General features: G+C 62.4%; 14 protein-coding genes. 6 read left to right on the forward strand and 8 right to left on the reverse strand.

What is annotated here, in order from left to right:
• Positions 1–19 precede the first annotated feature (19 nt).
• The 3 genes from ACP15P_RS17760 to ACP15P_RS17770 all read left to right on the forward strand — a co-directional run bounded on the left by ACP15P_RS17760 (position 20) and on the right by ACP15P_RS17770 (position 2506).
• The gene (locus tag ACP15P_RS17760) at positions 20–631 is read left to right on the forward strand and encodes an MliC family protein (protein ID WP_424929810.1); all 612 of its coding nucleotides are present in this window, start codon (positions 20–22) and stop codon (positions 629–631) included.
• A 123-nt stretch (positions 632–754) separates the two neighbouring features.
• Positions 755–1849: a Gfo/Idh/MocA family protein gene (locus ACP15P_RS17765; RefSeq protein WP_424929811.1), complete on the forward strand. Its 1095-nt coding sequence runs from the start codon at positions 755–757 to the stop codon at positions 1847–1849.
• Positions 1850–1861: 12 nt separating this feature from the next.
• Entirely contained in the window at positions 1862–2506 is a 645-nt protein-coding gene (locus ACP15P_RS17770) for a ThuA domain-containing protein (protein WP_424929812.1), read from the forward strand.
• Positions 2507–2511: 5 nt separating this feature from the next.
• Here the strand turns inward: ACP15P_RS17770 and ACP15P_RS17775 are convergent, their stop codons facing one another.
• The 6 genes from ACP15P_RS17775 to ACP15P_RS17800 all read right to left on the reverse strand — a co-directional run bounded on the left by ACP15P_RS17775 (position 2512) and on the right by ACP15P_RS17800 (position 9094).
• Entirely contained in the window at positions 2512–3492 is a 981-nt protein-coding gene (locus ACP15P_RS17775; protein ID WP_424929813.1) for a DUF6635 family protein, read from the reverse strand.
• 92 nt (positions 3493–3584) lie between these two features.
• The gene (locus ACP15P_RS17780; protein ID WP_424929814.1) at positions 3585–4865 is read right to left on the reverse strand and encodes a TRAP transporter large permease; all 1281 of its coding nucleotides are present in this window, start codon (positions 4863–4865) and stop codon (positions 3585–3587) included.
• Positions 4866–4877: 12 nt separating this feature from the next.
• A complete protein-coding gene (locus ACP15P_RS17785) occupies positions 4878–5447 on the reverse strand; it encodes a TRAP transporter small permease (RefSeq protein WP_424929815.1) in 570 nt (189 codons plus the stop codon).
• Positions 5448–5511: 64 nt separating this feature from the next.
• Positions 5512–6492: a sialic acid TRAP transporter substrate-binding protein SiaP gene (locus ACP15P_RS17790; protein ID WP_424929816.1), complete on the reverse strand. Its 981-nt coding sequence runs from the start codon at positions 6490–6492 to the stop codon at positions 5512–5514.
• A gap of 210 nt (positions 6493–6702) precedes the next feature.
• Entirely contained in the window at positions 6703–7533 is an 831-nt protein-coding gene (locus ACP15P_RS17795) for a trypsin-like serine peptidase (RefSeq protein WP_424929817.1), read from the reverse strand.
• Positions 7534–7717: 184 nt separating this feature from the next.
• Positions 7718–9094 carry an MATE family efflux transporter gene (locus ACP15P_RS17800; RefSeq protein ID WP_424929818.1) on the reverse strand — a complete coding sequence of 459 codons (1377 nt, stop codon included), beginning with the start codon at positions 9092–9094 and terminating at the stop codon, positions 7718–7720.
• Between the two features lie 262 nt (positions 9095–9356).
• On the opposite strand from ACP15P_RS17800, the gene ACP15P_RS17805 reads away from it, so the two are divergent.
• From ACP15P_RS17805 to ACP15P_RS17815, 3 genes are read left to right on the forward strand one after another with little or no spacing between them, the layout of a single operon-like run.
• A complete protein-coding gene (locus tag ACP15P_RS17805; protein ID WP_424929819.1) occupies positions 9357–10001 on the forward strand; it encodes a class II aldolase/adducin family protein in 645 nt (214 codons plus the stop codon).
• 54 nt (positions 10002–10055) lie between these two features.
• A complete protein-coding gene (locus ACP15P_RS17810) occupies positions 10056–10496 on the forward strand; it encodes a hypothetical protein (protein ID WP_424929821.1) in 441 nt (146 codons plus the stop codon).
• Positions 10493–11185, forward strand: a complete 693-nt coding sequence (locus tag ACP15P_RS17815) for an HTTM domain-containing protein (protein WP_424929822.1) — start codon at positions 10493–10495, stop codon at positions 11183–11185. The genes ACP15P_RS17810 and ACP15P_RS17815 overlap by 4 nt, the downstream gene beginning before the upstream one ends.
• Here the strand turns inward: ACP15P_RS17815 and ACP15P_RS17820 are convergent.
• On the reverse strand, positions 11182–11409 hold the full coding sequence (locus tag ACP15P_RS17820; protein WP_424929823.1) for a hypothetical protein: 228 nt from the start codon (positions 11407–11409) through the stop codon (positions 11182–11184). The genes ACP15P_RS17815 and ACP15P_RS17820 overlap by 4 nt on opposite strands.
• Entirely contained in the window at positions 11406–12269 is an 864-nt protein-coding gene (locus ACP15P_RS17825) for a hypothetical protein (protein WP_424929824.1), read from the reverse strand. The genes ACP15P_RS17820 and ACP15P_RS17825 overlap by 4 nt, the downstream gene beginning before the upstream one ends.
• Between the last annotated feature and the right edge of the window lie 47 nt (positions 12270–12316).

A 12316-nucleotide genomic window follows, 5' to 3' on the forward strand; every position in this document is an offset into this window, starting at 1 on the left:
GCCGGTATGGAGCAAAAATTTGATCAGATCGCTGATGATCCTGGCCGGGGCCTGTTTCGGCGCGCCAGTGCTGGCGCAGGAGGGGCCGTCCTTTGACTGTGCCGCGGCTGAAACCACCGCCGAAGAGCTTGTCTGCGGTGACGCGGACCTCGCGGCGCTCGACCGCCTGGTGGCCGAACGCTATGCCGCCGCCCTCGAGGTCGTGCAAAACCAGGAGGCGGGTGCCGTGGAGGCGGCGGACACCCTGCGCGCCAGTCAGCGCGGCTGGATCGGCGGGCGGGACGAGTGCTGGAAATCTGACGATCCCCGCGCCTGCGTCGAATGGGAATACCAGCGGCGGGAGGGCGATCTCGTGGCAAAATACATGCTTGAGGAGCCAACCGGCACGGCGTTTTTTCAGTGCGGGGAGAGCCCGGCCAATGAACTGGTGGCAATGTTCTTTGACACTGTCCTGCCGAGCGCCCGGCTGGAACGCGGCGACCGCGTCTCCACCGCTTCCCTGGCCCGCACCGCCTCCGGCTCCCGCTATGACGGGGATTTAGGCGAGTACCTCTGGATTCACGGCGAAGAGGCGACTTACCGGGAACCCGACCCGGACGGCACGGAACATGACTGCGTCCAGGTGAACTAGGCTGGGGTAATTCCCAGGCAAACACGATCCGCCTTTCCAAGCCCCCGCACTCCGTTTAAACGTTTTCGCAAACAATAACGGCCCGGCACCAGCGGGCCAAAATTATAACGGGGGAGGAACGGGATGCGGTCCATCGGCATCGGAATAATCGGCTGTGGCAACATCTCGGATGCCTATCTCAAAGCCGCGCCGGATTTCAAAATGCTGCGTCTGCTGGCGGTTGCCGATATCAATACCGCAGCGGCGGAGGCGAAATCCCAAGCTTACGGCGTCCCGGCGAAATCCGTCGAGGCGCTGCTGAACGATCCGGAGATCGGCATCGTTCTGAACCTGACCACGCCGCAATACCATGTGGAGGTCGGTCTCGCGGCGATTGCCCATGGCAAGCATGTCTATTCCGAGAAACCTCTGGCCGTGACCTTCGCGGAGGGGCAAAAGCTCGTCGCGGCGGCACGGGATGCGGGGCTGCGCGTGGGCTGTGCGCCCGACACGTTCCTGGGCGGCGCGCACCAGACCGCCCGCCGTCTGATTGACGCGGGCGCCATCGGCCGGCCCGTGGCGGCCAGCGCCTTCATGCAGGTGCCGGGTCATGAGCTCTGGCACCCCAATCCGGATTTCTATTACCAGGCCGGGGGCGGACCGATGCTCGACATGGGGCCCTATTACCTGACCTGCCTGATCAACATGCTCGGCCCCGTCACATCCGTCAGCGGCATGGCCGCCACGTCCCATCCCGAGCGCACAATCGCCAGCGGCCCACGGGCGGGCGAGACGGTCGCCGTGGAGGTGCCGACCCATATTTCGGGGCTGCTGACCTTCGCCAGTGGCGCCTCCGTGACCATCACCACGAGTTTCGAGGTCTGGAAGCACGGCCACAATCCGATCGAGGTCTATGGCTCCACCGGGTCGATGATCGTCGCCGACCCGAACCGGTTTGACGGCGACACCCAGGTGGCGGACGGCAAGGACGACTGGCAGGTGGCGGAGATGCATCACCACTACGGCGACGGGAATTACCGGATCATTGGCCTTGCGGATATGGCCGCCGCCATCCTCGACGACCGCCCGCACCGTGCCGATGACAGTCTCTCGCTGCACGTGCTGGAGGTAATGGAAGGCATCCTGGCCTCGGCTGAGCGCGGCGAGCGGCTGACCATGACAACGACCTGCGAGCGCCCCGCGCCGCTCGACCCCGCCCGGCCGTTCGGCGAATTTTGAGGAGAGAATATTATGACCAAAAAAGCTCTGATTGTCTGGGGCGGATGGGAAGGCCACACGCCGCTCGCCAGTGGTGAGGCCGTGCGCGACATGCTGCAAAACAACGGCTATGAGGTGGACCTGGAACCAGGGACCAGGGCTCTCGGCGACCCCGGTCTTGGCCGCTATGACCTGATCGTTCCGATGATCACCCAGGACGTGATTGCGAAGGATGAGCTGTCAAATCTCGTGGCCACCATCGCCGAAGGTACGGGGCTCGCGGGCTTCCACGGGACCATGGGCGACAGTTTCCGCCAGGAGCCGGACTACCAGTTCATGGTCGGCGGCCAGTGGGTTGCCCATCCCGGCAACATCATCGACTACCGCATCAACATCACCCGGCCCGACGATCCAGTGATGGAGGGCATCAGCGACTTCGACTACCATTCCGAGCAGTACTACATGCATGTGGACCCGGCGGTAGAGGTCCTCGCGACCACGACCTTCAGCGGGAAACATTGCGACTTCGTCGAGGGGGTCGTGATGCCTGTCGTGTGGAAAAAACGCTATGGCAGGGCGCGGGTGTTTTACTCAGCCCTCGGTCATGAGGCCAATGAGTTCAAGGTGCCGGAGATGTACCGCATTTTCGAGCGCGGTGCCCTCTGGGCCACGCGCTGAGGGCGCTACCCGCGGAACACCCGGCCAATTCCCATCAGAACGTCGCTCAGGTCCATGAGCCGGGCGACGTAGAGATCACAGGGCGAGAAGCCGGAATTCGGCTGGCGGTGAAACTCCTTCTCCATCACGTCGATGAGCGACATCAAACGTCGCTGATGCAGCCCCAACCGCCGTTGCACCGGATCGGATACAACACCGGCAAAGGCTGACACCACCGCCGCCGTGCCCATCAGACCGGCGGTTGAGCCGGCGATCAGAAGCGGCGAGGCCTGGACCGGAAACATGCCGTACCACACGCCGCCCACGCCGGCGCCCAGGGGAAAATTCGCAATCGCGCTGCTCTGCGCCAGGCTTCCGGCAAGAGCTGGCCCCAGCGCCACCATGCCCGGCGTTGCCTGCTTGTAGGCAATCGCCCCGGTGCCAATGGCCACGAGATTTGTTGTAATGTCCGCCGCTGCCGAACGCGTGCCCGCATAGTCGAGCAGGGCCGTGTCCAGCCGTCTGCGAAAATCCGGATCATCGTTGCGCGCGGCCACCTGGCGTGACGCGTCGAGGACCAGTTCCGCCACCTCCGGTCGGGCGAGGATAGCCTCGGCAAGGGCGTCATGGGTCGACACCCGCTCTCCGTCGCGGCAGGGCTGGCGCAGCAGATCCACCATCATCCGCCAGCGCAACTCCCGCGCCACCGCCGTCGTCAGGAAAATGTTCCGCGATCCGATCCGGTCGGCCGTCTTCCCAAACCCCGCCACTCTCGCGGAGAGCGCCCCGAGCTTCAGTCCCACCTGGGGCAGGGACAGCGCGAGGTTGGCAGGCGCCCGCACCACGTCCCAACCAAGCGCGTGCCGGTGCAGGCGCAGCGAACCTCCGAGGCTGAAATTGGTCTTTGTAAACGCCTCAACCCGCCCGCGGCAGTCCTGAAAGTAATCCCGTGCCGCCTCGGTAACGATGCGGTCCGCCGCAGCGGCATCGAGATGTTCAGACGTCATGCACGTGTCCACGCGAGCCACCCCCAGGGATCGGGAGGGTTCAGGTTGCACCCCCCGACCGCATTGCGCCATTGACGCCAGGGCCACCGAATTTAGCGGTAGATCAGCGTCGGCAGGAACATGGTGATGGACGGGATGAATGTCACCAGCAGCAGAACAATCACCAGCGGCACGAGGAATGGAACGGTGCCCACAACGCACTGCTCGAACGGGATTTTCGCAACCCGCGCAAGCACGTAGAGCACCATGCCAACCGGCGGCGTCAACAGTCCCAGCATCAGGTTCAGCACCATGATCACACCGAAATGCACCGGATCAATGCCCAGCGTCACGGCAATAGGCAGCAGGACCGGCACCATGATAGTAATCGCCGCAACCGTTTCCATGAAACACCCGACCGCCAGAAGGATCAGGTTGATCAGCAGAAGGATCACCCAGGGACGGTCCGACACGGCCAGAAGCCCCGTGGCGAACTGCTCCGGCACCCGGTTCGAGGTCAGGATCCACGCGAAAATCGCCGCCGATCCAACCACCAGCAGAACCACCGCCGTGGTCTCGATCGTGTCAAAACTCACGCGCAGGAAGCGCGGGATCGACAGGGTGCGGTAAACCACGAGGCCCAGGAACAGCGCCCAGGCGCAGGCGGCAACCGCGGCCTCCGTCGGAGTGAACGCGCCCGAGAGGATGCCGCCCACGATAATCACCGGCGTCAGGAGCGACAGAAACGCCCGCTGGAACGTCGACCACAGCACCGACCAGTAGAAGGTCTGGTCGCGGCCAAGACCCCTGCGGCGGGCAATGATCGCCACCAGCACCATCAGCGACGCGGCCATCAGAAGCCCTGGGACAAATCCGGCCACGAACAGCTGACCGATACTGGCACCGGCCACCACGCCATAGATCACCATGGGCAGGGAGGGCGGAATGATCGGTCCGATTGTCGAGGAGGCGGCCGTCACACCAACGGCAAATTTGGGGTCGTAATTCGCGTCGCGCATGGCCTTGATCTCGATGGCGCCAAGCCCACCGGCATCGGCCACCGCGGCTCCTGACATGCCTGCGAAAATCACGGAAGCACCGATGTTCACGTGCCCCAGACCACCGCGCATCCAGCCCACAATCGCCAGCGCGAAGTTAAAGATCCGCTCAGTAATTCCGGCGGTGTTCATCAGGTTCCCGGCCAAAATGAAGAACGGCACGGCCAGCAGCGGGAAACTGTCGACCCCGTTGATCATCCGGTGCGCCACCACCATTGGCGGCGGGGAGCCATTGAAAATAATGAAGATCGCCGAGGATCCGGCCAGGGCCACCGCCACCGGCATGCCGATCACCAGCATGACGGCAAGCATCACAAACAGCCAAATAATGTCCACCGGGGTGTGCTCCTAGTCGATCGCGCGGATTTCGTCCGCGTGGAGTTCAGGGTCAATAAGCTTGCTGGTCCCGGTGCGCAGATGCCGCCAGGTATTCCAGGCCGAATAGAGCGCCATGCAGACGAAAGCCGCGGTCACGATCCAGTAGATCGTCGATTTCGGGATGTCGAGCGACACCATTTTCTGCTTCGTCCGGTCCGCGATCTGGGCGCTGAACACGGCCAGCATGATGAAAAACCCCGTGGTCAGGACGTCGATCACCGTCTGGGCAATGCGCCGTCCCGCGCGGGGGATCCAGCGGTAGACGAACTCAACAGCGATATGGCTCTGTTTTCGGGTCGCCATGATCGAACCGATGAAGGCCACACCGATCAGCAGAAACCGCGCCACCTCTTCCGTCCAGGCAATCGAATCGTTGAGGATGTAGCGGGTAAAGAACTGAAGAAAAACGACAACCGCCAGAATCCAGAACAGGATGAGCACAACCGCATCATCCCACCGCAGATCCGACAGATCGATTTTATCCTCTTCAAGCGAAATCAGCTCCGATGCGGCGCTGTCATGCGCTTCCGGTTCGCTCATGGCCTATCCTTCCGGGAATGGAATGCGGGCGGGCACATGTGCCCGCCCGACGTAACGGTCAGTCTTATTCGATGGACTGAAGACGGTCGTAGGTTTCCTGGTCCCAGGAGGCCATTTCGCCGTTATGCATGGTCTTCACCGCCTCGATGAACGGGCCACGGTCAACCTCGTTGACATTGACGCCCTCACCACGGAACCAGTCGGCCAGTTCAGACTCGGCCTTCAGGATCGCATCCGTCGCGCAAACGGCGGTTTCCTTTGTCACGTCGGAAAGCGCCTGCTGGTCGGCCTCATCCATCGAATCCCAGGCCGGACCACCCACGATGGTCAGCAGCGCGTCGGTGATGTGACCGGTCAGGTTGATGTCGCTCTGAACCTCATAGAACTTCTTGGCCTGAATGGTCGGAAGCGGGTTCTCCTGGGCGTCAACCGTACCCTGCTGCAGGGCCAGATACACCTCGGCAAACGCGATCGGAGCGGGGTTCGCACCGGTAGCTTCCGGGAACATCATATAGAGCGGCGCGTTCGGCACGCGGATCTTCAGACCTTCCATGTCGGCTGGCGACTGGATCGGCTTGTTCGAGGTCACGTGGCGTGCGCCGTAATAGGTCATCGCCGTGATGTGGTGGCCGGTCGCATCGGTGTAGCCCTGGGCCAGTTCACCGAACAGATCGGAGTTGCGGAACTTGTCCCAGTGGTCCCAGTCACGGAACATGAAGGGCGCGCCGCCAATTGCGATGGGACCGTAGGAAAGGCCTGCAAACAGCTGACCGGTATAGATAATGTCAACGGTGCCGAAACCCAGGCCCTCGTTGATGTCAACTTCCTTGCCGAGCGAGGATGCCGGGAAAACCTCGATGCCGTAGCGGCCTTCGGTGGCTTCCATCAGCAGGTCGTTCGCGGCAACCGCACAGGTGTGATAGGGCTCGCTCGCCTCATAGACATGTGCCCATTTCAGCTTGGTCTCGGCCGACGCCATCGCCGGGGCCAGGCCAAGCAGGATTGCTGCGGACACGGTGGTGCCCAGAATGGTTCTGGTGTTCATGTATTCCTCCCTCGGAAAATTTAAGGTGACTGTTATTTGTCACGTTCCAGGCGCCACAATAGAAAATCAGACGTCCATGACAAGCCCTATATCGCCCGGATTGAAAATACCTCAGGTATCGGAAAACAATGCCTTTTTTTATGGCGTTTGGCTCAACTGCGGGTAGATTATACTAGTCTTTCAACATAACGTTGAATATCTGAATCCCGGCTAGTGCCCCGAAATCCCGGCCACCGCCTCCGAAAATTCACCTGCGGCGACGGCCAGACTCGCTGTTCCGGACGGGCCGCCAACGATGCTCGAAAACACGCCCGCCACGGTATAGCCATCGTCACCCACCGCAAGCAGAGGCCCACCGGAATCCCCCGGCATGGCCGAACAGCTTTGTACCAGCACGCCGGACAGATCCGCCCGCGGCGCACCGCAGTCATGGGCCACCGACAAAACATTTGGCCGCACACCCGCATAACCGGCCAGGACATACGCATCGGCACTCTCACCGGTCAGGTCCAGATAGCCGACCTCCGCTCCAATCGGCTCCTCCAGGACCAGCAGAGCCCAGTCCTGGTGCGACCGCGACCTGAAATCCCGGGTTGCCGCGTCCTCCGCCGGATTGAGGACAAACCGCACCCCCCGCGAGACCGCAAGCCCCGTGCCACGCTGAAACCCGGCCACGAAGGTCACGCTGCCGGGCTTCATCCAGGCCTTGCGCGCGAAACTGTAGAGACAGTGCGCCGCCGTCAGCACCACATCCTCCGCCACCAGCGTCCCGGTACAGTGCTGCCGCGTCCGCATACCGGCGAAGTTCACCCGGCCCACGGCCCGCCAGGGCTCGGCCGCCGCGTCGACGATCTCACGCTCGCGGATCGCGTCACACCCCGCCGACATGGTCTGGCCAAGGCCACAGACCCCGTCCAGGTCCGGCACAAAATCCCGCACGTCCAGCATCCCCGCATCCGGCACCCGCTCCTGGGCGTCGACCTGCGTCCATGCCAGCATACCGACGGTCACGGCCGCCGCGAGTTTCACAGTCCATTCCATGCCCGCCTCCTGTTCAGTCCCGGGCAATTCACACGGGATACGATCAGCAACCGTACACGTCCTGTCGCGATGGTCCAGCCGACATCATCAGACAGTTGCCGGCGGGAAAACAAAAATAAGATTATTATAATTTTTTTCAGTTACTTGGAATCCATTCCTCACATGGCACACAAGCCAACACATCCTAACCCACCTCAAACAAACCCCAGCGGCGGGATGTCCGCCGCGCGAGGCCCGAGAGCACAAAGCAAGTCAGGCATAAAAGGCAAAGTTCCGCAACAGGACCAGCAGCCCAGATGCCCGCCTCACCAAAGACACCTGCGAACACAAACGTCAGGGGCAGTGCGAACAGATACGGCTTCGACAGCCCCAGCAGCCCCGCCCGCGCCGCATCGCCCGTCGCCTGGAAATGCATGGCAATCATCATCAACGGCCCGGACAAGGTGAAGGCCAGCGACATGACCGGCAGGATGCGACCGACTTCCGCGATGGTCACGGAATCATCCACGAAAGCCCCGCCGATCTCCCGCGCGAACAGTGTCACTACAGTCTGCACCACCGCGCAGTAGACCGTGGCCGCAATCATGGCAAAGCGCAGGCTGCCATTCGACCGCTGCCACAGTGCCGCCCCGTAATTGTTGCCGGTGATCGTCTGCATCGCATGGCTCAACCCAAGCAGCGGCAGGAACGCGAAAGTAATGATCCGCGTGATGATGCCATAGGCCGACACTGTTTCGTCATAACGGGGTGTGTCCACCATCTGCAGCGCCGCAATAATCGCGGCGGAGCCCAGCGACAGGCCAATGAAGTTCAAACTCTGCGGCGCCCCGAGCGCCAGAATGCGCGTCCACGCATAAGTCATCCGCCCAGGCCGCAGGATCGACACCGGTAGCACGGTCCCGCCACGCAGCCGAAATCCGAGGATGATGCAAAAGGCCAAGGCCTGCGCGAGCGCCGTCCCCCAGGCCGACCCGGCCACGCCAAGCTCAAATCGGGCGATCAGAACCCAGTTGAACGCGATATTTGCCAATGAAACCAGCAGACTCATGGACGCCATGAACCCGACCCTGCCCTCATTGCGCAGGGCATCGGAATTCACCGACAAAACAAACAAAAGCGGCGAGCAAAATACTGTAATGCCGAGATAAACCAGGCCCAGATCAGCAAGTTTCACCGACCCCGCCGCCGCGAGCAGTACAAATGGCCGCCCAACCAGCACAAAGAGGACGATCAACGCCCCACCGGCCAGAAGGGCAAGCCCATGCGCCCCGGCAAACACCGCCTGCGCCTCCTCCAGCCGTCCGCCGCCCAGATGCCGCGCGAGCAGGCTCGACATGCCACTGGAGACCAGCGTCGACAGCGACACGATGAGCATGTAAACCGGAAACATCAGTGTCACGGCGGCCAGGGCCTCCGGGCCCACGTAATGCCCCAGGAACAGGGCATCGGCCACGGCCAGAAGCCCGTTCATGCCCATCACGAAAATGATTGGTAGAGCCGTCCTCGCATAGGTCACACCCAGAGGGTCGTGCAGAAAACGGTTGTTGGTGGTGTCGGTCATGACCTGTCATCCTTCCACAAGGATCGCGCCAGTATCAGGACAGGGACCCGCATTGCCATCCGCGCGATATGCGTGAAATGAAACAGTATCAGTCGGAAACCGAACTTCACCGGGACTTGCGTCTGCGGGAGGCGGGCGTCGGCGGCCCTGCCCGCTCCATAGCCACCGCACCCGCACCGGTCAAGCTTTACGCGTCCCGCGCCGTCTTGTCTCCACCCCGGGTTTCCGCAATGTTGCGCGCGAATAAAAACCGGGAGGGATCATGAGTGAGCTGAACGTCCGCAAGGAAATCATTGAATACTGTCTGGAAATGAACGCGCTCGGGATCAACCAGGGCACCTCCGGCAACATCTCCGCCAAATACGGCGACCGGATGCTGATTTCCCCCTCCGCGACACCTTACAGCAAATGCAAACCGGAGATGATCGCCTCCATGCCGCTCGACGGGGACGGCGAATGGGACGGCCCGCGAAAGCCCTCGACCGAGTGGCGCTTTCACCTCGCGCTGCACTCCACCCGCGAGGACGTTCAGGCCGTGGTCCATGCCCATCCGATCTACTGCACAACGCTCGCAATGGCCCGCAAGACCATCCCCGCCTGTCACTACATGATCGCGGCCTTTGGCGGAAACACGATTGAGCTGGCCGACTACGCCCTGTTCGGCAGCGCCGAACTGAACCGCCACGTGCTCAAGGCCATGAAGAACCGCACCGCCTGTCTGATGGCCAATCACGGCATGTGCACCGTCGGCGAAAGCCTCGAAAAAGCCATGTGGCGCGCCGTCGAACTCGAAACCCTGGCGCACCAGTATTTCAACACGCTCCAGATCGGCGGCCCCGTCCTGCTGAGCGACCGCCAGATCGCCGCCACCGCCAAAAGCATGTCAGGCTACGGCATCCAGGACTGATCGGTCCGGCACACTTAACAGGTCCGTAACCGTCCCGGCGCTAGGTCAGGCTGCATGTTGCGGACCGTTCAGCTTCTGCTGCCGGCGGTGATCCCGTCCTGGCAGTTTTTCAAATCCATCGAGCCGTCCCCGCGGGTCGAATGGGCGATGGCGGCCACGGAAACCGAACAGCCCAGGGACTGGCGAGAATTTCGCCCCCGTCCGGACCACCTGAATGCCCTGACATTCATCCGGCGCATGTTCTGGAACCCGCGCTGGAACGAGTCGCTTTTTCTCGTCAGTCTTTCCGAGCGCCTGATGGAAGAGCCAACGGATCACAGCGTCGACGAAATCTTCCACCGCGTCATCGCGGAAATCCGGCGCAGCGTACCGCCGGAGAGCCGCCTGCCATACTGCCGCTTCCGTGTCGTCTTCGTTTACCGCGAGAGCGGGCGCATCTCCCGTGACGTCACACACATGTCCGGCGCCCGCAAAACCGACGGGTCTGCCCCATGACCTTTGAGGCCGCCCTGCGAGCGACCGAGGTCATGATGGCCCTCGCCCTGATCCAGCACAGCGCCGAACACCTTGCCGGCCCCCGCTCCGGGCGCCCGCTGTTTGCCGTTCGCATCGCGCTCTGCGCCCTTGTGGCCCTTGGCCTCTGGACCCAATGGGCACTGCTTGGCCTTTTCATCGTTGGCCTGGTAATCCTCCACCGCTTTCAGGGGCCGTATAACGGTGGCAGCGACCGCATGGGCCTTCTGATCCTCACCTGCCTCCTGCTCACCCATTTCGCGCCAACGCCGATCCTGCGCGAAACCGCCTTCGGCTACCTTGGCGTGCAGCTTGTGCTCTCCTATTTCATTTCCGGCCAGGTGAAGATCGTGAATCCCGAATGGCGCAGCGGCCGCGCCCTTGGGGACGTGTTCCGCTTCTCCGCCTACCCGGTCAGCGAAAACATGCGCCAGTTGGCCGACCGCCCGCGCCTGCTCTGGATCATGTCCTGGGCGGTGATGCTGTTCGAGGTGATCTTCCCGCTTCTGCTGGTCCAGCGCGAACTGCTGATCGGCGGGCTGATGCTCGCGGCCCTGTTTCACCTGTCGAACGCCTGTTTCTTCGGCCTGAACCGCTTCTTCTGGATCTGGATTTCAGCCTACCCGTCCATCCTCTGGCTTCAGGCGCGGCTGCTCAGCGCGCTCCTCTAACCCTTCGGCCTGTCCTCCGGCTTCTGCGGTGGCGCCGGGCGGATCAGGGCCAGCACCACGGCCAGCACCCGCGCAAACACAACCACAAAACAGATCACCGTCGCCACGAGCAGAATTTTCCCGTTGAGCGTCACCGGCTGAATGATCGCAATCGCCACCAGCCCGATCAGAAACCCGACCAGCGCCGGCACACCAAACTTCGCGAATGTCCCGAAAATACTCACTGTGCCGCACTCACCGCTGTGAGGATTTCCCCGTTGGAGTCAAAAAACTTCCGAATTGCCGCGATCAGACCGCCCTCGACCGCGTCCTCCTTCCACAATTCCTGGTCCCCCTGGATCCTGTCACGCCAGAGTGTGAAGGTCTCGGCCGCCGCGTCCGGCGTATCCACATCGGACATATCCACCATCAGGGCCACCGTGCCCGGCTCGGTGATTTTCGATCCCGGCGTCCAGGCAATCAAAAACGGCCCCCGCCCGCCGGTGTCATATGTCCCGCCATCCGGCGACTGGTAGTGCTCCAGAATTTTCAGGGCATTATGCGCATGCACGAGCCCGTAATTCTCCACTGCCACCGAACAGACATCCCCGGAGGCCGCGTTGATCTCATCGGCCACCGCGTCGTTACTGACGGGCCAGATCGTGACCATCTGCTCCTCCGTCGGCGCGTTCATCTCCGTCACGTGTACCAGCGCACTGGTATAGGCCTCACAGATCAGCAGGTGCCGGTCTTCATCAAACCGCGAGGCCCGCGTCTTGAACACCACGACCCCGTAAGCCTGGAACGCCTCCGGAGGCATCTGCCCCGGCCCCGCGAAACTGCGCGACGCCATCGCCCATTGCGGCAGCATCCGGGTGGCCTCGTCCGCCTCGAGCTTCGTAAACGGATTGGCCGTCTCCACCCAGGCCCGGGTGCCCTCCACCACGGTCTCCCCGTCGCGACAGGCGCAGATCCTGCCCTCAGCCTCCGGGTCGGAGATCTCACACCATCCGATTTTACTCTGACAGACCGGCAGGGCCTGCGCCGCCACCTGGAACGGCGCGCTCAAGGCCAGCACCGTTAACGCAATTCGACAGTCCCGCATGTTTCCCCCCTGGGCATCCTCAGGTTTCAGCGACGTGTCTTCCCATC

The sequence above is a fragment of the Amaricoccus tamworthensis genome (genome assembly GCF_049800875.1).
In the GTDB taxonomy this organism is placed as follows: Bacteria; Pseudomonadota; Alphaproteobacteria; order Rhodobacterales; family Rhodobacteraceae; genus Amaricoccus; species Amaricoccus tamworthensis.